Below are 22,040 nucleotides of genomic sequence, written 5' to 3'. Positions count from 1 at the left end.
GAGTGCGGATTCAGGACTTTCGGCCAACGGACTGAATCGGCTGCTCGTGAGTTCAACGGCGGTGCGGTCACCCGCAGTTGGGTGCTTCGTTCACCTGCGGTTATGCCTAGTGCGATTGCTCTCACGGGCTGGAACGGACGGTCTGGCGGGCGACCGAGGGCGGTAGTTGGGACGCTGATGGGACGCAGGGAACCGGAAGTGGCTGCGTCGGCGCCATGTAGATGACCCGTACCGAAACGACCCGGCTCGCCGACGCACTGCGTGCCTCCGACTCCCGCCACGACGGAGCGACGTCGGCATCAGTGAGAGAGCGATGAGCGAACCGCGCGAAAGGTGAGCTACGGCGGTCAGGAACGGCTGTCGTCAGTGCCCCGGTGACCCCGCCGATCAACCCGTCGGTGGTGGCGCGGGAGCAGACCTTGATCCTTTTTGTGCCAAGTCAAGCCAGGCGAACCCGGAAGGCGGAGGGTCGAGCCGACAATGCATCACATCATCTGTTGTCGGCGCCGGGCCTCTGTGGTCGGGCGGGTGCCGATGGTCAGCGAGGTGTGATGCCGCTGCGCCGCACTTGGCGTGCCCGAGGCCGAGGACGTACAAGCGGTTACGTCAGAGCAGGTCCGGTGCGGGTGCGCGCATGGCCAGGAACGCCTGGTCGATGAGGGTGCCCAGGTCGTCGGCCCCGTCGGTCTGTGCCCAGCGTCTGGTGGCTACTTCCAGGGCGGTCAGGGCGGCCGCGGCTAGTAGCGCCGTCTCGAAGTTTTCCTTGCCGCGGCCGAGCCGTTCGGCCAGTACGCCGCTGAGCGTTTCCTGCCAGCTGCGGTACTTCTCCATCTCACGCGTCCGCAGCGAGGGTGTCGACTCGATCAGACGGGCCAGCGCGAGCCCGCCTTCGGGGTCCTCGCTGCGAGCGTCGGTGATCACGTCGAAGGCCCGCCGCAGTGCTGTCCAGGCGTCTTCGCCGGCCGGTCGAGCGGCCAGGGCTTCGGCGATCCTCGCGCCGTATCCCTCGAGTGCGGCGAGGACCGCGTCCTCCTTGCTGCCGAAGTAGCGGAAGAAGGTGGCGCGCGATACGCCTGCGGCTGCGGCGATTTGGGGCACCGTGACGTTTTCGAAGCCACGCGCGGCGAACAGGCCCGTTGCGACCCGGGCGACCTCGGCCCGCATTGTTTGGCGCATGCGGGGCTGGAGCGGCGTTGACGACTCGGTCATGACTCCATACTGTAGGCGTGAGACTGGGTCTCACGGAGAGATTGGGTCTCACGAATGGAAAGGAAGCGTCACCATGCTCAAGCTGCCGCCCCTGCTGCACATCGGTCAGGTCGTGTACGACGCCCGCACCGCGGTCAAGGACCTGCAAGACCGATACGGACTTGAGGAGATCCGTCCCGCCATCGAGTTGACCCTCGATAACCAGGTCGATGGAAGCGAGCACGGCGTCTTCAGCGCGCGCTACCACTTCCTCGGGCTCGGCAACACCGAGTTGGAGATCATCGAGCCCGTGGGCAGTGCTCCCTCCCCGTACACGCAGTTCCTGGAGGAATGCGGTGAGGGCCTGCACCACCTGGCCTTCAATGTCGACTCGATCGAGGAGCACCTGGCCGCCGCCCCCTCGGCGCAGCTGCTGGTCGACGCGCCGATGCCGTACGACAGCCGGATGGCGTACGCGAAAGGGCTCGCGCCCGGCGCACTGCTGGAGCTGATCGAGGTTCCGGGCGGCTTCGCCGCGGCCGCCGATCGCTACAGCCAGGACGGCTGACTGCGGACCCGGCGACAGGAGGGTCCCGAGCCCCCTTGGAAGCTCGCCCGACTCCCGGGCCCTCCTGTCGGCCGCTCCACCCGCCACGACAGCAATCCCACCCGGAACCATCCGCCCCTTCGTGCCACCGGAAGGCTCGAACCATGAAATGGACCGCGGCCCAAGTACCCGACCTGTCCGGACGGACCGTCGTCGTCACCGGGGCCAACAGCGGCCTGGGCCTGGCCACCACCCGCACCCTCGCCCAGTACGGCGCGCGTGTCGTCATGGCCGTCCGCAGCCTGAACAGGGGGCATGAAGCCGCCGCACGGATCCACGACGAACACCCCCGCGCGCGTCTGGAGGTGCGCGACCTGGACCTGGCCGATCTTGAGTCAGTGCGCGGCTTCGCCACGGCCCTGCACGTCGACGGGGTCTCCGTCGACGTGCTGATCAACAATGCGGGCGTGATGGCACCGCCCCACCTGCTGAGCCCACAGGGATTCGAGAGTCAGTTCGCTGCTGGACACCTCGGCCATTTCGCTCTGACCGGGCTCCTGCTGGAAACCCTGAGCGCGAGCCGCGACCCACGAGTGGTGACGGTCAGCTCGATGATGCATCGAGGCGGCCGGATCCACTTCGACGACCTCAACGGCACCCGCCACTACGCGCCGCGGGAGTACTACCAGCAGGCCAAATTCGCCCAGACCGTCTTCGCGCTCGAACTGCACAGGCGCCTTGGCGCTGCCGGCAGCCAGGTACGCAGCCTGCTCGCACACCCTGGCTACACCGCCACCAACCTGGCCACCACCGGTCCGAGGGGACTTCCTCGCCTCGCCGGACGCATCGGCAACCGGCTCCTCGCGCAGAACGTGACCATGGGGGTCCTGCCACAGCTGTACGCGAGCACCGCCCCCGACGCGCGCAGCGGACAGTTCTACGGCCCTGACGGACTACGTGAAATGCGGGGCTACCCGACCCTCGTCAAACCCGATCCAGCCGCAGAGGATCCCACCGCGGCACAGCGCCTATGGGAGTTGTCCGAAAACCTCACCGGTATCCGCTACAACCTGTCCGCACCCGCCTGACCGGACCGGCCACCCTAGCCTCATGGGCGCATCGCTCATGAGACGGTCTTCAGCGTCGAGCGGGCGGTAAGTGAGCTGATTTCCCGTCCTTCTCCTTCGAATGACTACTCACGCATGGTCAGGCCGCCGTCGACGGAGAGGATCTGGCCGGTGATCCAGCTGCCTTCGTCGGACAGGAGGAAGGCGAGCATGGAGGCGAGATCGTCTGGCTGGCCGAGGCGGGGGAGGGCGGTGCCCTGCAGGAACTCCTCCGTGGCCTCGTCCGTCAACACCCTCGCGGCCGCTTCCGTCAGGACCGCGCCCGGGGCGACGGCGTTGGCGCGCACGTTCCGCTTGCCCCAGGTGCGAGCCGTGTGACGGGTCAGCGAGTGCAGCGCGTGCTTGGAGGCGCTGTAGGCGGTGGGAGCAGGGCCTCCCAGGAAGGGGCCGGCCGAGGAGACATTGACGATCGAGCCGCCGCCGGCGGCGACGATGGCGGGCAGGCTTTCCCGGATGACGACGCCGGTGCCGATGAGGTTGGTCTGCATCACCTCGGTCCATACGCCGACGTCCAAGGTGTCCACGCCCAGGTCCCGGCTCATGAGATCCGGGCGGACCGCCGCGGCGACGTTGGCGACGCCGTCGAGTCGGCCGAACGATTCGGTGGCCTTGGCGACGAGGGACGTGATCGAGGCTTCGTCGCGAAGGTCGAACTGGGCGGTCAGCAGGTTGGCCGCCAGCGCCCCGGCCTGGTCGCGGGTCTGCGCGAGGCCCTCGGCGCGGGTGCCCCCGGCCACGACCTGTGCCCCCTCGGACAGCAGACGCAGTACGGTGGCCGCCCCTATTCCGGATCCGCCGCCGGTCACGATGAAGGTCTTGTCCTTGAGCCCTTCCATTTTCTTCTCCTTGGTCATGAAGGCCGCATGGGGCGATCGGTTTGGTCAATTGCCTTCTGTGTGAGCAGTCCGGCCCATCGGGTCGGTCCGCCCGGCCGGACCGCTCACCAGCGGTTGCGTGCGCTGTTCAGCGCGACCGCCTGGGTGTCGTGGTCGTAGAGCCGCGCCTCGGCGACCCTGCCGTCGCGCACGATCAGCTCCTCGGCCACGACCACGTTTTCGCCGGTCTTGAGGTCGGGGAAGCGGAGCAGTCCGACGGCGGTGTCGCCGTTGACACGATTCCGTTGGTGGTCCCCGCCCCCGGGCAGGTACGGCGGCTGGCGTACGACCAGGGCTCTTCTGGGCGTCGCGCACCGTGGCGTTGCGCGAGCCCGGATCGGGGCCTGTCGGTCTCGGTGCCCTAGTAGGCCACCGCGGACAGGTCCGTGGCGTAGCGGCGGGCCAGCTCGTGGGACTCGGCGAGGGAGGTCTCGTGGAGCGGGACCAGGTGCTGCAGCGGCTCCATGACGGGCGCGTACGTCAGCTCGGGAGTGATGGTGCGGACGTCGAGGCGCAGCGCGTCGCCGAGGATGGTCTCCAGGGCGGGGACGACGAAGTCCTTGCCGTGCTGAGGGCTGCCGGGACCGTAGCCGCCGCCTCGGGCGGAGACGAGGACGGCCGGGCGGCCGGAGTGGGGGTCGGCATCGCCCGTTCCGAAGGTCCTCCCGACGATCATGATGTGGTCGAGCCATGCCTTGAACACCGAGGGCATCGAGTAGTTGTACATCGGGACCGCGAACAGGTAGGCGCTCGCGCCCAGGAACTCATCGACGAGTTCGTCCTGCAGTGCCGCTGCCGCCCGCTGCTCGGGGGTCTGCTGGTCGGCAGGGGTCGTACGGGCGGTGATGCCGGCAGCGTCCAGGTGGCCGAGCGGGTTGAGGGCGAGGTCACGGGTGACGACGTCTCCACTCCAGGCCTCGGCGAAGGTGTCGGCGACCTGCCGGGAGTAGGAGGCGTTGCCGGAGGCGGAGGAGTCGATGCGCAGAAGGTAGGACATGGTCTTGCTCTCTGTATGTGTCAGGTGATGTCGGTGTGCGGGAGTGCTCAGGAGGGGCCCGTGCCGGGAACGGCGCAGCCGTCCCGGCCGCAGACCCCGTCGGCCTGGGCGACGGAAGGCAGCGGCCGCAGGGCGGCCTGACCGGCGTCCCACGCCTCGGTCATCGCGGCGAGGAGCCGATCCGTGCCGACGGCTCCGTTGATGGTGTGGCTGCCGTCGATGACGAGGAACGGCACGCCTCCGGCACCCAGACGTCGGGCCTCGTGCTGGTCGGCCACCACTCGTGCGCGGTAGCGACGGTCGTCGAGGACCTCGGCGGCCTCGGCGCGGTCCAGGCCCAGCTGGGCGGCGAACTCGAGCACCTCGATTGCGGTCCACAGCTTGCGGGCCTGCCCGAAGTGGGCTCGGAACATCGCCGTCCATGCCTCGTTGCCCCGTCCCAGACCGGTGGCGTGGGCCAGCAGCTCGTGGGCCAGATCGGTGGGACCGAGCGTGCGGTCCATCACGCGATAAGGCGCCAGGCCCTCGACCGCTGCCTGCCTCTCGATCGGCCGGAGGACCTGGTCGGCGACGGAGGGCACGCCGGCCCTCTCCAGCAGTTCCCGCTGGGTAACGCCTTCGCGCGGCAGGTCCGGGTGGAGCTGGAAGGAGCGGTGAACCAACTGCACGTCGGCGGCGTGCTCGAAACGCTCCAGCGCCTGGTGAAGCCGGTGGTCCATCAACCCGCAGTAGGGGCAGACGATGTCCGACCAGAACTCGATCTTCACGAGGGCGCCTCCCATTTCTTACTGAATGTGTGCAGCCCTACTGTGCATTAGTATCGGAGGGGTTACAAAAGGCACATACATGTGCGCGGTGAGGAGAGGTGGCAGTCATGAGTGCGGGCAGGATCGGAGCAGCGCGTACCAATGTGCTGGGAGACGTACGGCGTATGCCCGGCCCGTGCGCTCAGTGGGACGGCAAGGATGCGGACTTCATCCGCGAGATCCTCGACCTGATTGGCGACAAGTGGAGCGTGCTGATCATTGGCACGCTCGCCGACGGCCCGATGCGCTACTCCGACCTCGCGGCCGCGATCCCCGGTATCTCCCAGCGCATGCTCACCCTCACGCTCAAGCACCTACAGCGCAGCGGGCTCGTGAGCCGCACCGCTTACGCGGAAGTCCCGCCCCGCGTCGAATACTCCCTGACAGACCTGGGCATCTCGCTGCTGTCCACCGTTCTGGACCTGGCCACCTGGTCGGCCGACCGCCACGACGAAATCCGCGACCACCAGCGTGCGTTCGACACCGAGAAGGCATCGAAGACGTGATCGGTTCGGGCGACATCATCGTCTGTGCGACGTCAACGGACAGGCCGGCCCCACCCTGCAGCGCGCTGTCGGATACCGCCCTGTGCCCATGACTACCGGCCCCTGCGGCACCAACAGCACCGGCTCGCTGGCGTCACGCACCTCGTCGACGGTGATACCGGGGCGACCTCGCGCAGGACCAGCCCCGCGGGGGTGACGTCGAGGACGGCCATGTCGGTGATGAGGCGGTTGACCACCTGACGCCCGGTGCGGGGCAGAGTGCACACGCTCAGGCCCGCAGAGCGCACGGGTTTCCAGACCTGGCTGAACTCCTTGCGTCAGGGGGATGTCTCCGGCGGGAGGCCGGGTACCGCGAGTACGAAGTCCACATCCCTCCCGGCCACGGCGTGAACAACACCCTGATGGTGGACGGGTTTCGCGAAAGCGACGGCACGGCCGGCGAGGCGGGGTGGAGGACTTTCTCTAGCGGAGTGGCCGCGGCCAACTGAAGAAGTGCGCCACCCCCCCTCAATGACCCGCGGAACGCGGAGATGCACGGAGTCGAGACCGTCACGAACCCAGGACTCGTTCCAGTACGCCCTCGTACAGGAAGCCCACGCCACGATGGAACCCGAAGAAATCGAACAACTATGCACCATGTATGTCTTCTCGCCGCCACCGGGGAAGAGCTGGGGACTGACCTACGAGAGCCTGGAAGCCAAGCTTCTGGAGCGGAACCCCGAGGAGTTCATCCGCTTGGACGACGGCTTCGGGGGGCCGGTCGCGGGCTCGTCGATGCACTTCGGGATCACTCTGGACGACGAGCGGCTGGAGGCGATGGCCCTCCTGGCGCCCGAGGGCGTATCCGTTCAGGACTGCACCACCGGCTCTGCGGCCCGGTTCGCTCTCTGGCTGAGAGCGGAGGTGGTGCCGAGGGACGTGGCCATCATGTTCAACACGGAGTGGGGCTTGGAAGCCGAGCTGCCGGACGCGCCCGTGCCGGACGCCACACGCCCCCGGATCGCGACCGCTTTCATGGAGCATCTCGTCGAGACCGGCGAGCTCGACTGATGCGCACGCCGGTCTCCGCGAGTGGAGCCGCCCGGAACACGTCCCGGCTCACAGATCCACTTCCAGCTTCAGCAGGCACACGATCGCGTCGGTGTGGGCGCTCAGCAGGCCGGCCATCAGGAAGCCTCGGTGGTTCTCCAGGACGCGGTAGCGGCTGTGTTTCGGTTCGACCTGGGGGATGAGGACGGTGACCGGTCTGTCGTCGCGGGGCATTTGCTCGACGTAGTCGATGACCGGGTGCACCAGGGCGTGTTGCGGGCTGTCGATGATGTCGAGGCGGGCGCCGGGGTCCCAGCGTGCCCAGTCGGCGCGCATGGACTCGGCTTTCGTGTCGTCGTCGAACACGGCGACCACGACGACCTCGTCGCCCAGCGCGAATGCCGCGTCGAGGGAGGACACGGCGACCGCGTCGACGCCGCCCAGGGGCACGATGACCAGCCCGCGCTTCCGTGGGGGGCGCCGTGGGGTGGTGTCCAGGCTCAGCTTGTCCTTGAGGAGGGTGTAGTACCGCTCGATCCGGGAGAACAGCAGCATCAGAAGCGGCACGAGCAGAACGACGATCCAGGCGCCTTCGGTGAACTTGGTGGCGAGCAGGACGGCACCGGCCACGGCGGTCAGCACGGCCCCGAAGCAGTTGATCAGCGCCCGGGTCCACCATCTGTCGGGGCGCTGGGTGCGCCAGTGCCGGACGAGGCCGATCTGGCTGATGGTGAAGCCGACGAAGACGCCGATGGCGTAGAGCGGGATCAGGCGGTCGGTCTCGGCGTTGACGATGAGCAGCAGGACGCCGGCCAGTACGGCGAGGACGGCGACGCCCCAACGGTGGACGGGCCGCTCGGAACGGAGGGCGAACACGTGGGGCAGCCGGTCGTCCTTGGCCAGCAGGCTCATCAGGACCGGTAGGCCGCCGAAGCTGGTGTTCGCGGCGATGCCCAGCACCAGGGTGACGAGGAGGCTGATGGCGTAGTAGACCGCGCCGGTCCCGAAGGCGGCGGCGGTCAGCTGGGCCAACAGGGTGGCATCCTCGCGCGGCACCACATCATGACGGTGGATCAGCGACGCCAGACCGATGAGCAGGACGCCCAGCAGCAACCCCAGGAGGAGTTCGGTGTGCTGGGCCCGCTTCACCCGTGGCTTGCGGAACATCGGGACGGCGTTGGCGATGGCCTCCACTCCGGTCAGCGCCGAACAGCCGGCGGAGAACGCCTTGAGCACCAGCAGCAGTCCCAGCGCCTCGACGGCCGGAAAGGACTCGTGCTCTCCGACGGTCGCCACGGGCTCCGACCGGAAGAGACCCACGACGATGATGGCGAGCACGCTGATCACGAAGAGGACCATGGGCAGCATCAGGACCTTCGCGCTGTCCGCGATGCCGCGCAGATTGACGGCCGTGATGACGACCAGCCCGATCAGTGACACGGCCAGCTCGTGGCCGGCCAGGGCGGGGAAGGCCGAGGCGACGCTCGCGGCGCCGGCCGCGAGACTGACGGCGACGGTGAGGACGTAGTCGACGATCAGACTGGCCGCGGCCAACAGACTGACCGGCCGGCCCAGGTCCTTCTTCGCGACGGCATAGGCTCCGCCACCGTCCGGGTGTACGGCGATCACCTGGCGGTAGGAGACCACCAGTACGGCGAGCAGCGCGGCGATGACAAAGGTGATCGGCAGGAGTGCGTCGAGCCCGCCCGGCCCGGCGGCCACCAGCACGAGCACGATCGCTTCCGGGCCGTACGCGACCGAGCTGAGCGCGTCCAGCGACAGGGCGGCAAGGCCCTGGATCACGGTCAGGTGGGACTTCCCGCCCTCGCCGTGCCGCCGCGGAACCTTGGGATGTCGTTTCTTGGCGGCCGTCCCGAGCGTCATGACGGGCTCACCTCGCCGTTCGATGCCGGGCGTGACCACCGGCACCGTGATGCGGACCGTTCATCGGCCTTCCCTCACCCCGCCCGACGGGGGGATGCGGCGCGGAGGGCGTACCACGCTCCCCGGTTCGGCCTGAGCTGAACGGCAACGCCCATGATCTCTCTCCGCTCGGTGTGAGGTGACCGCCGACCTCCAGCTTCGGAGAGCCGTCGGGGACCCGCACGCCGACCGCGCTGGATGGGTGTGTCCTGGAGTCGATCAAGCCCGGGGCGCTCTGGTGCCCGATACGATCACCCGCTCGGCGGGAAGGGCTCGATACCCCACCGTGCCCGGTGCGTCTGGCCCGGCCGCAGCACGGTCAGTCCGGTGCGGGAGTTGAAGGCGTCGGGGACGCAGGTCATCGGTTCGACGGCCAGGCCGGTGCGTCGCCGGTCGGCTTCCGGAAGGGTGTCGCCCGTGTAGATCTCCAGGTACGGGTACGCCTCGTCCGCCCAGAGGGTGGTGGTCGTCCCGTCGGGATCCGAGAGGCGGACCCGTGCGCGTCCGTCGGCGTCCAGGTGGAGCTGGGTGTAGGCGGTGTCGATCCTTCGGTCGCCGAGCCGCTGTCCTCGCCGTAGGTCGTACGGGGTGCCGTCGACCGGGGACTGCCCGGTGGGGATGCCGAGCTCGTCGACGGGGAAGTAGACGTCGGCCGGCACCTGGCAGCTCGCGGTGTCGATCGTGGCCCGGCCGACGGTGATGTAGGGGTGAGCCCCGGTGCCGTAGGGGCAAGGGGCGTCGGAGGCGTTGGTCACCACGGTCCGCACGGTGAGGCCCTGGGAGTCCAAGCTGTAGTCGAGCCGGCACTCCAGCACCCAGGACCAGCCGGGGCAGGCGTGCAGCACATAGCTGAGGGACGCGGTCGCCTCGGAGCCGCCCACGTACTGCCAGGGTGCCCACCGGGTCAGGCCGTGGATGGCGCCGTGCTTGCCCGGGTCGGTCAGGTCGAGCTGGTGAGCGGTGCCGTCCCAGGTGTACCGGCCGTCCCGGACGCGGTTGGGCCAGGGAATCAGGGAGTGCCCGCGCGCCCCGGTGCACATGTCCTCGGGAGGGTAGCCGTCGATGACGGGCCGGGATCCCACCGTGTAGGACCGCAGACCGGCGCCGACCTCCGTGATCACCGCGGTCTGCTCGCCGTGCCGGATGGTGTGCTGCCCACCCGAGGGGAGTGTCATCAGCCGTCCTCCGATGCCCTGCGGTCAGCTGTCGAGCGAGCCCTCTCTTCGATACTGCACAACGCGGGCCGGGCCCGCCTCCGGGCGGGTCGCGGGGCGCCGCCGCACGCCGCGACCGCCCGTCCGGATCAGGTCCGGGTCCAGTGGGGCGGGGAGCGATCAGGGGTTTCGCCGGCTCCCCGCCCGCCCAGCTGTCACGGCTCCCTCGGCCGGGGCGCGGCGAGCACCGCCTCCAGAGCGTCCCGCTCGTCCGCGCCGCAGAAGACCAGCACGTCGACGGCGACCCCCAGCACGATCGGACGCACGGCGTTCGCGGCCACCGCCTCCGTGCCGCTGCTGTGGGCCAGCTCGCCGACCAGCGTGAGCAGTTCGGTGCCGGAGCGCATACGCGCCTCGTTGTCCGCGAGTTCCCCGGCGAGTTCCGTCAGGGTTTCGCTCAGGCGTTGCAGGACCGAAGCCAGCATCGTGTGCCCCCGCGCGGGCGCGGCCATCGCCGTACGGGTCAGGACCAGGCAACCGGAACCGACCAGCACGAGACGGCCCGCGGCTTCGCTCTCGCGCCGCACGGAGGCGACCCTCGTCCACCAGATGGGGGAGCGCCGGGCCGAGCGGCCGCTGCTGACGCGCACGTTCCGGAGATCGGCCAGCTCGTCGCCGACGTCCTGAAGCTCGGCGACGGCCCGGTCGGCGAGCGCCCGGTCACCGGCCCGCAGGGCGCCCGCCCCCAGTGCCAGCGCCTCGGCCATCTCGGACAGGGCGGCCGCCTCCGCCCGGCGCAGCAGCGCGACGGGCTCCGCCGGCAGCAACAGCTGGCTGAAGAGCAGCGACACGCCGACGCCGATGGCCGCGTCGACGATGCGGTCGGGGCCGACGTGGGGCTGACTGGTGGCGACGGCGATGACCGCGCTGACGCCCGCCTGCGCGGTCACGGTCCGCTCGGAGTGCACGGCCAGCGCGATCATCATCGCGGCGAACACGGACAACGCCAGCGTCGCGGAGCTCCGGTGCGGCAGCACGGCCGTCGCCGCCTCCGCCGTCACGATGCCCAGGATCACCCCGACGAACAGCCGGACCGCGTTGCTGCCCCGCTCCCCGCGCGACGCGTTCAGCCCGACCAGTGCCGCGATGGGCGCGAAGACCGGCTGGTGATGGTCGATGAGGTGTCCGGCGATGACCCAGGCCACCACGGCGGCCGCGGTCTGGTGGAGAACCGGCCACATTCCGGACGACATCCGCTGTCCCGCCAGGGAGAGCACGCCCGCGACGCGGCCCTGCCCGGTACGCCCCGACAAGTGGTCGGTCATCCGCGGCCGGTGCCTCACCCCTGCCGCGCCGTCCCGCCAGGCGTTCTCTCCCTATGGCCGAGGGTGCCTGGCTCTCTGGAGAATCCCTGGGTCATCACGGGGCCTTCCGGGGGGAATCGAAACACCCGCGCGCCCTCACCAGGGGGCACGCGTTGTGGCCGTCGGGCCGAGTCCAGGCTTACCGGGCGCCTGCGGCGCACCGCGAACGGCACGCCATTCGGGCGCCTCGGGTGATCCGTTGGGACCAGCCCCCTTCAGCCGCATGGCTGGCGCGGCGGAGAACCCCGGTGGCTCCGTGGGCGGGCAGGGCCCGGAGCCCGGGGCGTTGGAGTTTGCCGTTCATCCGCCCTCCGTTCGGCCTTCACTCATCCGTGGACACAGAACGCACACAGTTCCGCGACTCTCAGTGCGCTTTGGGTGATTCTTCGTCGCTGGCGAGAAACAGCCCATCGGATGAAGGGGAGAGGGGGTGGTTTCCATGGTTCCGTCACGGTTTTTGTACGTGGTTCGGGGTACCCCGCAGAGACCCGTGGGGGAAGAGCAGTCCGTCGGTTGGCGGCTCGTCGGGTCCAACCACCGTGAACTGGGGCGCAGTGCCGAGTCGTTCGCCGGTTTCGCGGAGTGCCGGGCCTCGGTGCTGTGGTTGCGGGAACGTATCGGTGACGCCAAAGTGCTGCTGACCACGACGGAGGCGGCCGGCGGCTGGAGCTGGCGGCTGGAGATCGAGGGCCGGGCGGCCGCGGTTGCCGGGCGGCTCTACCAGCGTCAGCGCGACTGCCAGTACAACTTCGGCCAGTTCCTGCACGCCGTCCCGGTGGCCGAGCTGACCGAGCCGACTCCGCCCTGGCCCCGCGGGTCCGGCGGGGGACGGCCGCGCGGATCCGGCCGGGCGGCCGGACCGGACCGGCCCGGCGTCGCCCGGCTGGAACCCGACGCGGTGCGGCACAGCCGGCCCGACGACGACGGTGGCGGCGCCCGCGAGCGAGCCGGGACGCGTGCCCGATGAGCGTTGTCATGCCCAGACTCGGGCAGCCCTCCGAACCCGAACCGGCACAGGACACCGGCGATGACGCCCGGCGTGCGCCGCGTGGCCGGACCGAGCCCTCGGACCGCCTCTTCCAGGGCGTCCTGCGCGGCAGCGGCGCCGTCGTCCTGGCGATCATGCTGCTGGTCGGCGTCTTCCTCACCTACCGGGCGTCCCAGGCGCTGGGCGTGGCGAAGTGGTCGTTCCTCACCACCTCGGCCTGGGAGCCGGACTCACGCCACTTCGGTATCGCGGCCGTGCTCAGCGGCACGGTGCTCATCGGTGTCACCGCGATCTGCATCGCCCTGCCGCTGGCGCTGGGCACCGCGCTGTACATCTCGGAGTACGCGCCGCGCAGGCTGAGGCGGACCCTGATCAGCCTGGTCGATCTCATGGCGGCCGTGCCCAGCGTCGTGTACGGGCTGTGGGGCTTCTTCCTGCTCCAGGGGCAGGTCGTCGGGCTCTCCCGGTGGCTCGCCACCTACTTCTCCTGGATCCCCGTCTTCAAGGTCGACGGGGTCGTCGCGGGCGATCCGCTCCAGACCACCACCGTGTACACGTCCTCCACGTTCATCGCCGGCATCGTCGTCGCGCTCATGGTCACGCCCATCGCCTGCTCGGTGATGCGGGAGACCTTCTCGCAGGCACCGGCCGGGGAACGCGAGGGCGCGCTGGCGCTGGGCGCGACCCGGTGGGGGATGATCCGCGCGGTCGTCCTGCCGTACGGGCGGGGCGGCATCATCGGCGGCACCATGCTGGGCCTGGGCCGGGCCCTGGGCGAGACGATCGCCGTCTACATGATCATCTCACCGGTGTTCACCGTGCAGTGGCACATCCTCCAGAACGGCGCCAACTCGGTCTCGGCGCTGATCGCGCTGCGCTACGGCTCCGCCAGCAAGTTCGGCATGTCGGCCCTGATGGCCGCCGGACTCGCCCTGTTCCTGCTGACCCTCGTCGTGAACTTCGTCGCGTCCTCGATCGCCGCCCGCAGCCGCTCCGGCGCCGGAACGGAGGCCTGAGCATGACCACCGAACTCCTCAAGGAACCCGTGACCGTGCGGCCCGCCGCCGAGGACCACGACAGCGCCCCCGAGGTACGGCGGAACACCTCCTCCGTGCACGCCTCCGACCTGCTCGCCCTCGCGGGCGCGGCCGCGGGCGGAGTGTCGTTCACCGCGCTGCTGTTCGTCTGGATCGCCCCGTTCGACACCATCCTCGGTTTCGTCGTCGTCGCGTATCTGCTCTTCCTCGGGCTGTACGCCGTGCTGGTCTCCTTCGACGAGAACTCCGTCGCCGTACGGGACAAGGTCACCGCCGTGCTGTGGCAGAGCCTCGCCGTGCTGCTGCTCGGCGCGCTGGCCCTGGTCGTGGGCTACACCCTGTGGCGCGGCCGCTCCGCTCTCGTGCACATCGGCTTCTTCACCGAGGACATGTCGGGCACCGGACCGCTGGATCCGCTCAGCGAGGGCGGCGTGGTGCACGCGATCGTCGGCACGCTGGAGCAGATCTCCATCTCCCTGGCCGTCACCGTGCCGCTCGGGCTGGCCTGCGCGGTGTTCCTGAACGAAGTGCCCGGACGCTACGCGCGTTTCGTGCGCACCATCGTCGAGGCGATGACCGCCCTGCCGTCCATCGTGGCCGGTCTGTTCATCTACGCCACCGTCATCCTCCTCCTCGGCCGCGAGAAGTCCGGCATCGCCGCCGCGCTCGCGCTCAGCGTGATGATGCTGCCGATCATCATCCGCGCCGCCGACGTGGTGATCCGGCTGGTGCCGGGCTCGCTGCGGGAGGCGTCGTACGCCCTGGGCGCGAGCAAGTGGCGCACGGTGTTGACGGTCGTCCTGCCCACCGCACGCTCCGGCCTGACCACCGCCGTCATCCTCGGCACCGCCCGCGGCATCGGCGAGACCTCGCCGGTGCTGCTCACCTCCGGGGTCAACGCCGGACTGAACGCCGACCCGCTCAGGGGCCCGCAGATCTCACTGCCGCTGGCCACCTTCGACCTGGTGCGCTCGCCCCAACCCTCCTTCATCGCCCGTGGGTTCGGCTCCGCCGCCCTGCTGATGGCGCTGGTCCTGCTGCTGTTCGTGCTGGCCCGCGTGATCGGCGGGCGCGGACCCGGCGAACTGACCCGCAACCAGCGGCACCGCCGCGTGCTCGCCTCACGGCGTGACGCCGAGCGCATGAGCAGGCGGACGCGGCAAAGGGTCCAGTCGGCCGAGGACGCTGTCCCGGCGCCGGACCCCGGCTGACCGCCGCACCCGCACCAGCACCGACACACCCGCCCCGTCACCGACCCCGACCTGGAGTTCTTCGTCATGCCCGGATCACCTCCGGCCACCTCCGCACGCCTCCGTACGAGAGCCGTGACCGCCCTCGTCCTCCTGGCCGCCCTGCTGTTCGGCGCCGTTCCCGCCGACGCCGCGACCTATGTGCCGATCTCGGGCGCCGGCTCCACCTGGAGCCAGAACGCGCTCGACCAGTGGCGGGCCAACGTCAAGCAGTACGGCATGACCGTGAACTACAACGGCACGGGTTCGTCGGACGGCCGTAACCAGTTCCGCAACGGCACCGTGGACTACGCCGTCTCCGAAATCCCGTACGGCATCAAGGACTCGGGCGTCGTCGACTCGCCGCCGTCCCGGAAGTACGCCTACATGCCGATCGTGGCCGGCGGTACGTCGTTCATGTACAACCTCACCATCGGCGGCCGCCGGGTGACCAACCTGCGGCTGTCCGGCGAGGTCATCGCCAAGATGTTCACCGGGCAGATCAAGACCTGGAACGACCCCGCCATCAAGGCCGACAACCCGGCGCTCGCCGCCGCGCTGCCCGCCCGCCGGGTGGTGCCGGTGGTGCGCTCCGACGGCTCCGGTACGACCGCCCAGTTCACCACCTGGCTGAGCAAGCAGCACGCGGGCCTGTGGGACGCCTACTGCCGCCGGGCCGGCCGGACCACCCCCTGCGGGGCGACCTCGAACTACCCGGTCGTGTCGGGCGCCGGCTTCGTCGGACAGTCGGGCTCCAACGGTGTCTCCGGCTATGTCGCCCAGGCCGGCAACGTCGGCACGATCACCTATGTCGAGTACTCGTACGCCGTGTACACGACCGGCTTCCCGGTCGCCAAGGTGCTCAACCGGGCCGGGTACTACGTCGAGCCGACCGCGAAGAACGTGGCGGTGGCGCTGACCAAGGCGGACATCGAGGAGAACGCCTCGTCCCCGGCGTATCTGACCCAGAAGCTCGACCGCGTCTACAACGACTCGGACGCGCGCAGCTACCCGCTCTCCAGCTACAGCTACATGATCATCCCGACCAAGCTGGAGTCGAACTTCAACACCCAGAAGGGCAAGACGCTCGGCGCCTTCTCCTACTACTTCCTGTGCCAGGGCCAGCAGCGCGTCGACAGCCTCGGGTACTCGCCGCTGCCGATCAACCTCGTGCAGGCCGGGCTGAAGCAGGTCCGCAGGATCCCCGGCGTCGATGTCGAGAGCATCGACATCAAGAAGTGCAACAACCCGACCTTCTCGTCGGACGGCAGGAACACGCTGGTCAAGACCGCGCCGTTCCCGCCCGCTTGTGACAAGAAGGGCGCGACCCAGTGCTCCACCGGTACGGGTGGGGCCAAGACGCCCACCCAGGTGGGCGGCGGTTCCGGTGGCGGTGGCGGCTCCGGTGGGAGCGCGTCCGGTGGCTCGGGGTCGGCTTCCGGGACCGGGGGTGGCTCCGGTGGGGCCGCCGCGTCCGGTGGCGGCGGAACCGGTGGTGCCGGGCCCGGCGGTTCGGCTGCCTCCGGCGGTGCGGGGCCCTCGGGGACGCCGGGCGCCGGCAGTGGCGGCGCGTCGGTCGATCCGGACACCGGGCAGGTCATCGGCGCGGGGGGCCCTGCGGGCGGCGGGACCGGGGTGGATGCGTTCGCCCAGCCTGTGAGCACGTCGCGGGGGATCAGTGGGGGTACGCGTACGGCGTTGATGGTGCTCGCGGGTGGGTTGTTGCTGGCGATCACCGTGGGGCCTCCGTTGATCAGCCGTCGACTCAAGCGGGGCGGCTCGCTGTGATGGGTCGTCGTTCGTCCGCCGCGCCGTCGGGGCTGGTCGCGCCCCGCGGCGGAGCCGCTGATCGATACAGCCACGCGCCCCTCAAGGGCGTTGCGCGGAGGTTCGTTTCCACCTTCCTGGCCGTTGCGGTCGCCCTGCTGTCCGTGATCGGCGTCGGCGTGCTCGTCTCTCCCGGGCCCGCCTCGGCCGCCGACTCCTCGTCCGACGTGACCGTCGCCGGTGAAGGGCCCTACGGGGACCTGAAGGTGACGGTCAGTCAGACGCACAACCTCGTCAACCAGGTCGTCCGGGTGTCCTGGAAGGGCGCCGCCCCGACCGTCTCCGACACCACCTATGCCGCCAACTACCTCCAGATCATGCAGTGCTGGGGGGACGGGAACTCCGGGCCCGACCCCGAGCAGTGTCAGTTCGGGGGTTCCTCCGCGCTGGGTGCCGGGGCCGGTAGTCAGACCGCGGGGGCGTACACCAACACCCGGCAGCTCAGCTACGGCGGGCTCAAGGATCCGGCGCAGGAGTTGCCGCCGGCGTCCGGGACCGGGATCTCCTATGTGCCGTTCCGGTCGGTGACCGGGGATGTGATCACGAAGGGGAACTGGAACGAGTTCTACGACGTGAACACCTCCAACGAGGTGCCGTACGCCCGGACCGGGCCCGACGGCACCGGTGAGGTGTACTTCGAGGCGCAGACGGGGCTGGAGGCGCCCGGCCTGGGGTGCGGGGAGGTGCCCGCGGGGGCCTCCGGAGTCACCGCCGGGCGCAAGTGCTGGCTGGTCGTCGTGCCGCGCGGGGAGAGCGAGGTCGACGGCACCGCGTACACCACGCGGTCGAGCGGGCTGCTGGAGTCCTCGCCGCTGAGCGCGAGCAACTGGAAGCACCGGCTGGTCGTGCCGCTGGGCTTCGAGCCGATGGGGCGGTTCTGCCCGATCGGCGCCGACGAGCGGGGCACGCTCGGGAACGAGGTCGTCGCTGAGGTCGTCACCCGGTGGCAGCCCGCCCTGTGCCAGTCCGCGGGCCGGACCATCTACGGATACGCCCAGGTCACCGATGACACCGCGCGCGCCAAGCTGGTCTCCGGATCGCCGGGGCTGGTCTTCCTCGGACGTCCGGTCACCGGCGACCAGGTGCCGGCCGGGCAGCGGCCCGTCTACGCGCCCGTCGCCCTGTCGGGACTGACCCTCGGGTTCTTCATCGAGAGCCAGGCCGGGTTCGGCGCGCCCGCGGCCGTCAAGGCGCGCGACGGGGCCCGTCTGACCTCGCTGAATCTCACCCCGCGACTGGTGGCCAAGCTGCTCACCGAGTCGTACCAGGACGGCAATTCGCGGCTCGCGCCGAGCACCGTGGCGAACCCGTTCAACCTGGCCGCGGACCCCGAGTTCCTCAAGTACAACCCCGGCTACAAGGACCTCAGCTTCCCCGGCGGCCTCGGCGACGCGCTCGTACCGGAGGCGCTGGCCGACGCCACCTGGGAGCTGTGGAACTGGGTGCGCCAGGACCCGGCCGCCCGCGAGTTCCTGAGCGGCACCGCCGACAACGCGGGGCGGTACGGCGAGGCCGGCTTCTCCGGGATGAAGGTCAACCCGCACTACAAGGACATGGAGCTGCCCCGGGAGGAGTTCCCGAAGAGCGACCCGTTCTGCCAGAAGTTCGAGGACCACCCCGACCACCCGCTGTGCATCCAGGACAAGCACCCGTACGCCACCGACCTGCACTCCGCCGCCCGCGCGGCCGCACGGGGCGACACCCTGGCCCGCACCAACTGGGACAACACCTCGACTCCCCCCGGCTACAAGAAGAACCCGCCGCAGCCCGCGGGCAAGCGGGCCGTCCTCGCCCTCACCGACACGGCGACGGCGGCACGCTACGGCCTGGTGCCCGCCAAGCTCCAGAACGCGGCCGGCCGGTTCGTCGCCCCCGACACCCGGGGTCTGCTCGCGGGGCAGGCCGCCATGAAGTCCGGCGGGGTGAGCGGGGTGGAGGTCGCCGACCCGGCCACCAAGAGCCGTGACGCCTACCCGCTGACGCTGCTCACCTATGCCGCGACCGTGCCGGAGAAGCTCACCGAGCAGGAGGGCGCGGACTACGCGGCCCTGCTGAAGTACGCGGCCGGCGACGGCCAGCGACCCGGCGTGGCGGCCGGCACCCTCCCCGAGGGGTACGCCCCCCTCCCGGCCGAGGTGCGGGGTCGTACGCGTTCCGCCGCCGAGGCCATCGCCTCGCGTGCCGGTGCCTCGGCGCCGAACCCGCCGACCGCCGGCGGCACCGGCGGCGGCTCGGGCACGGTGTCCGGTGGCTCCGGTGACGTGGGTGGGATCGGTGCGGCGGGCTCGGGAGGTGCCGCGCTCAGCGGGGGCGCCGGGACCTCCGGCGGGTCGGCCGCCGCGGGTGGCGCCGCAGGTACCGGGGCCTCCCCGTCCGCCGCCGCACCCTCGGTCTCCCCGTCCACCGCTCCGGCCGCCGCCTCGGGCAGCCCGCTGCTGCGCACCCCCGACTGGGCGCTCGGCGCCGTGCGCTACGCCCTTCTGATCGCCCTGGTCGCCGGTCTCGCCGCCGCCGTCTGCGGCCCCCTCCTGCCGAGGGCCGTGCCGCGACTGGCCGCCGCCGTCTCGACCTGGCGGGCCAGGGACAAGTCGTCCGACGACCGAGGGAGGTGATGCCCGCACCCGACACACCGACAGGTCCGCGCCAACGAACTGTCCGAAACACCGCGCCGGGCACCACCGCCCGGGCGAAGCCTAATCGAGAGGTACAGCACGTGAACAAGAAAATGGCCGCCGTCGCCGCCGTGGGTCTCGCAGGTCTGGTCACCGGCACGCTCAGCGCCACGCAGGCCGCCGCCGACCCCGCCGGGACGCCCGCCTACCGTCAGCTCGCCGGCGTGGGTTCCGACACCACGCAGGACGTCATGAACGGGATGGCCCAGGCCATCACGATCAACGGCACCAAGGTCATCGGCTCCTACGACGCCACCGGCTCGGCCCAGGTCACCACCAAGGACCCGGCCACCACCCCCGGTTGCACCATCGCCCGTCCGAACGGCTCCGGCGCCGGCCGCACCGCCCTTCAGAACTCCCTCCAGGCGGGCAACGGCTGCCTGGACTTCTCGCGTTCCTCCAGCCTCAACCTGGCCGCCGCCAGCCCGGGTCTGACCTACGTCCCGTTCGCCGTGGACGCCGTCAGCTACTCGATCACGCCCACCAGCACGGTGCCGCGCAAGCTCACGATGGCCGACCTCAAGGCCATCTACCACTGCGACCCCAACTACGTGGGCGCCGGCCCCAACTACAGCCTGACGGTGTACCTGCCGCAGGCCGGCTCGGGAACCCGCAGCTTCTGGGAGTCCCAGATGGGCATCACCGACGCCGACGTGGTCGCCGGTGTCTACCCCTGCATCAAGGACAAGAAGAACGGCAACCCGGTCCAGGAGCACGACGGCCGTGTCCTCGACGACAAGTCGATCGTCCCGTTCTCCATCGCGCAGTACAACTCGCAGGCCTCGCTGACCATCGCCGACCTCCGTGGCCGCGCGATCCTCGGCACCGTCGACGGTCTCGCGCCGACGGTCCTGAACAGCAACTTCGGTGTGAAGCGCGACGTCTACAACGTGATCCCGACGAGCAAGATCGGCACCGCGCCGTGGAGCAACGTCTTCGTCGGCGGCAACTCCCTGATCTGCCAGCAGACCTCGGTGATCAACACCTACGGCTTCGCCACCAACCCGAACTGCGGCGACACCAGCAAGCAGACCTCCTGACGCCCTTCCCGGATCTCCGCAAGACATCCTCCAGAAGGAGAGCACGACAGTGCTGAAGAAGACTCTCCCGCGGGCCCTGGCCGGCGGCCTCGCGGGCCTGGTCGCCGTCCTCGCGGGCGGTATCGCCGCGGCTCCGGCCGCGCAGGCCGCCGAGATCGGCACGGCCGCGGTCACCCCGGCGACCGGCGCCGACACCTCGCCGATGTCACTGACCACCACGGGCCCCTGCCCGGACAACGCCACCAACATCATCGCCACGGTCACCGGCTCCGGCTTCCCCGCCGAAGGCCAGATCGTCGTGGGCAACTCGCCGATCACCAGCTACGGCAGCACGGCCGACGGCGGAATGATCGTCCCGCTGAGCGACACCATGCGGAGCTTCGCCCAGACGGCCGGCTTCACCACCCTGACCGGCAAGTACACCTTCACCATCACCTGCCGTACCCCGTTCAACGGCACCAGCCTCGGTGACTTCCCGTCGTCGATCTGGTTCACCTCCAACACGGAGTACCAGAACACCGACCCGGCCGTGAAGACGGACACCACCACGTCCCTCGCGGTGTCCCCGGCCTCCCCGGTCACCGCGGGCACCCCGGTGACGCTGACCGCGACCGTCGCCCCCGCGGGCGCGGCCGGTGAGGTCCAGTTCCGTGACAACGGCAACCCGCTCGGCGCCCCCGTGGCCGTCTCCGGCGGCCAGGCTCAGCTCGTCACCAGCGCGCTCGGCGCCGGCAACCACGCGCTGACCGCCGTGTTCACTCCGTCGAGCGCCGCCTACAACGGCTCGACGTCCAGCGCGGTCGCCTTCTCCGTCGAGGCCGCCCCGGCGACCCCGACCACCACCGCGCTGGCCGTCTCCCCGGCCGGTGGCGCCGACAAGTTCAGCCCCGTGAGCATGACGGCGTCGGTGTCGCCCGCCTCGGCGGCCGGTTCCGTGAAGTTCCAGGACACCGTCGGCGGCACCACCACCACGCTGGGCACCGTGCAGGTCGCGGGCGGCCAGGCGGCCTTCAGCACCAGCAGCCTGGCCGAGGGCGACCACTCCTTCACGGCCGTGTTCGTCCCGGCGGACCCGGGCACCTACACCGGCTCGACCTCCGGCAACGTCCCGTACGTGATCGGCGCCTTCAAGGGTGTGACGGCCTCGCAGGACATCACCACCACCGTCGAGTCCGGAGCCCTGGTCATCAGCGTGGACAACCCGCACGTCACGCTGCCCTCGCCGCAGCTGAACACCGACGGCGACCTGCTCACCACCTCGGGCGCGATCAACCCGGTCACGCTCACCGACACCCGCGCGGGCAACCCCGGCTGGTCCGTCAGCGGCCAGGTGACCGACTTCGCCGACGGCGGCTCGCACCAGATAAACGGCCAGAACCTGGGCTGGACCCCGAAGGTCACCGACAAGGGCCAGTCCCAGACGGTCACCGCCGGTGCGGTGGTCGCCGCGGCCCACGGTGTCGCCCCCGGCGACTCCGGCTCGGCCGGTCTGAAGTCCTCCCGCTCGCTGGCGGGCGGCACCGGACTGGGCACCGCCCACCTCGGCGCCGACCTGGCCCTGAACGTGCCGACCTCGACCGTGGCCGGCACCTACACCGCCACTCTCACCCTGACGGCCATCTGACCCGGGCGGATGGCTGACGGGGCGGACCTCCACATCCCCCTCGGAACCGCCCCGGGCCGGGACGGGCAGCCCTCCTGCCCGTCCCGGCCACACCCGCTCGATCAGCA

At 70.4% G+C, this 22,040-nt stretch carries 18 protein-coding genes; 11 read left to right on the top strand and 7 right to left on the bottom strand.

All coding sequences use genetic code 11. From position 1 onward, the window contains the following. Nucleotides 1-606 precede the first annotated feature (606 nt). The gene (locus ACIQWG_RS10200) at nt 607-1,209 is read right to left on the bottom strand and encodes a TetR family transcriptional regulator (RefSeq protein WP_404092784.1); all 603 of its coding nucleotides are present in this window, start codon (nt 1,207-1,209) and stop codon (nt 607-609) included. A gap of 73 nt (nt 1,210-1,282) precedes the next feature. On the opposite strand from ACIQWG_RS10200, the gene ACIQWG_RS10195 reads away from it, so the two are divergent. Together ACIQWG_RS10195 and ACIQWG_RS10190 are read left to right on the top strand one after the other, a co-directional pair. Continuing rightward, nucleotides 1,283-1,756 carry a VOC family protein gene (locus ACIQWG_RS10195; RefSeq protein ID WP_404092782.1) on the top strand — a complete coding sequence of 158 codons (474 nt, stop codon included), beginning with the start codon at nt 1,283-1,285 and terminating at the stop codon, nt 1,754-1,756. A 143-nt stretch (nt 1,757-1,899) separates the two neighbouring features. Beyond that, nucleotides 1,900-2,823 (top strand): oxidoreductase, encoded by a 924-nt coding sequence (locus ACIQWG_RS10190; protein WP_404092779.1) that lies wholly within the window; start codon nt 1,900-1,902, stop codon nt 2,821-2,823. A 104-nt stretch (nt 2,824-2,927) separates the two neighbouring features. Here ACIQWG_RS10190 and ACIQWG_RS10185 read toward each other — a convergent pair whose 3' ends face one another. From ACIQWG_RS10185 to ACIQWG_RS10175, 3 genes are all read right to left on the bottom strand, one after another. Continuing rightward, on the bottom strand, nt 2,928-3,698 hold the full coding sequence (locus ACIQWG_RS10185) for an SDR family NAD(P)-dependent oxidoreductase (RefSeq protein ID WP_404092776.1): 771 nt from the start codon (nt 3,696-3,698) through the stop codon (nt 2,928-2,930). A 400-nt stretch (nt 3,699-4,098) separates the two neighbouring features. Then, nucleotides 4,099-4,734 carry an FMN-dependent NADH-azoreductase gene (locus ACIQWG_RS10180; RefSeq protein WP_404092774.1) on the bottom strand — a complete coding sequence of 212 codons (636 nt, stop codon included), beginning with the start codon at nt 4,732-4,734 and terminating at the stop codon, nt 4,099-4,101. A gap of 47 nt (nt 4,735-4,781) precedes the next feature. Continuing rightward, nucleotides 4,782-5,501 (bottom strand): DsbA family protein, encoded by a 720-nt coding sequence (locus tag ACIQWG_RS10175; RefSeq protein ID WP_404092772.1) that lies wholly within the window; start codon nt 5,499-5,501, stop codon nt 4,782-4,784. A gap of 107 nt (nt 5,502-5,608) precedes the next feature. On the opposite strand from ACIQWG_RS10175, the gene ACIQWG_RS10170 reads away from it, so the two are divergent. Together ACIQWG_RS10170 and ACIQWG_RS10165 are read left to right on the top strand one after the other, a co-directional pair. Continuing rightward, complete coding sequence (locus ACIQWG_RS10170; protein ID WP_404092770.1) at nt 5,609-6,046, top strand: winged helix-turn-helix transcriptional regulator; 438 nt, start codon at nt 5,609-5,611, stop codon at nt 6,044-6,046. Between the two features lie 603 nt (nt 6,047-6,649). Then, nucleotides 6,650-7,096: a hypothetical protein gene (locus ACIQWG_RS10165; RefSeq protein ID WP_404092768.1), complete on the top strand. Its 447-nt coding sequence runs from the start codon at nt 6,650-6,652 to the stop codon at nt 7,094-7,096. Between the two features lie 48 nt (nt 7,097-7,144). On the opposite strand, the gene ACIQWG_RS10160 is transcribed toward ACIQWG_RS10165, so the two are convergent. From ACIQWG_RS10160 to ACIQWG_RS10150, 3 genes are all read right to left on the bottom strand, one after another. Further along, a complete protein-coding gene (locus ACIQWG_RS10160; RefSeq protein WP_404092766.1) occupies nt 7,145-8,959 on the bottom strand; it encodes an APC family permease in 1,815 nt (604 codons plus the stop codon). Nucleotides 8,960-9,249: 290 nt separating this feature from the next. Next, complete coding sequence (locus tag ACIQWG_RS10155; protein WP_404092763.1) at nt 9,250-10,173, bottom strand: aldose 1-epimerase family protein; 924 nt, start codon at nt 10,171-10,173, stop codon at nt 9,250-9,252. Between the two features lie 194 nt (nt 10,174-10,367). After that, nucleotides 10,368-11,477, bottom strand: a complete 1,110-nt coding sequence (locus ACIQWG_RS10150; RefSeq protein WP_404092761.1) for an aromatic acid exporter family protein — start codon at nt 11,475-11,477, stop codon at nt 10,368-10,370. 529 nt (nt 11,478-12,006) lie between these two features. Between ACIQWG_RS10150 and ACIQWG_RS10145 the strand changes: the two genes are divergently transcribed. The 7 genes from ACIQWG_RS10145 to ACIQWG_RS10115 all read left to right on the top strand — a co-directional run bounded on the left by ACIQWG_RS10145 (nt 12,007) and on the right by ACIQWG_RS10115 (nt 21,933). Continuing rightward, nucleotides 12,007-12,483 (top strand): hypothetical protein, encoded by a 477-nt coding sequence (locus tag ACIQWG_RS10145; protein WP_404092759.1) that lies wholly within the window; start codon nt 12,007-12,009, stop codon nt 12,481-12,483. An 8-nt stretch (nt 12,484-12,491) separates the two neighbouring features. Then, nucleotides 12,492-13,520, top strand: coding sequence for a phosphate ABC transporter permease subunit PstC (gene pstC, locus ACIQWG_RS10140; protein WP_404092757.1), 1,029 nt, complete (start codon nt 12,492-12,494; stop codon nt 13,518-13,520). 2 nt (nt 13,521-13,522) lie between these two features. After that, nucleotides 13,523-14,752, top strand: coding sequence for a phosphate ABC transporter permease PstA (pstA, locus tag ACIQWG_RS10135; RefSeq protein WP_404092756.1), 1,230 nt, complete (start codon nt 13,523-13,525; stop codon nt 14,750-14,752). A gap of 66 nt (nt 14,753-14,818) precedes the next feature. After that, nucleotides 14,819-16,558 carry a phosphate ABC transporter substrate-binding protein PstS gene (gene pstS, locus ACIQWG_RS10130; protein WP_404092753.1) on the top strand — a complete coding sequence of 580 codons (1,740 nt, stop codon included), beginning with the start codon at nt 14,819-14,821 and terminating at the stop codon, nt 16,556-16,558. Then, nucleotides 16,558-19,209: a hypothetical protein gene (locus ACIQWG_RS10125; protein WP_404092750.1), complete on the top strand. Its 2,652-nt coding sequence runs from the start codon at nt 16,558-16,560 to the stop codon at nt 19,207-19,209. Before pstS ends, ACIQWG_RS10125 begins: the two co-directional genes overlap by 1 nt. A 101-nt stretch (nt 19,210-19,310) precedes the next feature. Beyond that, on the top strand, nt 19,311-20,309 hold the full coding sequence (locus ACIQWG_RS10120; protein WP_404092748.1) for a substrate-binding domain-containing protein: 999 nt from the start codon (nt 19,311-19,313) through the stop codon (nt 20,307-20,309). 49 nt (nt 20,310-20,358) lie between these two features. Continuing rightward, entirely contained in the window at nt 20,359-21,933 is a 1,575-nt protein-coding gene (locus tag ACIQWG_RS10115) for an Ig-like domain-containing protein (RefSeq protein WP_404092745.1), read from the top strand. Nucleotides 21,934-22,040 lie beyond the last annotated feature (107 nt).

It is taken from the genome of Streptomyces sp. NPDC098781, from assembly GCF_044759995.1.
GTDB lineage: Bacteria > Actinomycetota > Actinomycetes > Streptomycetales > Streptomycetaceae > Streptomyces.
The sequence above is the reverse complement of the archived record's forward strand: the minus strand, read 5'-3'. Positions and strand labels throughout refer to the sequence as shown.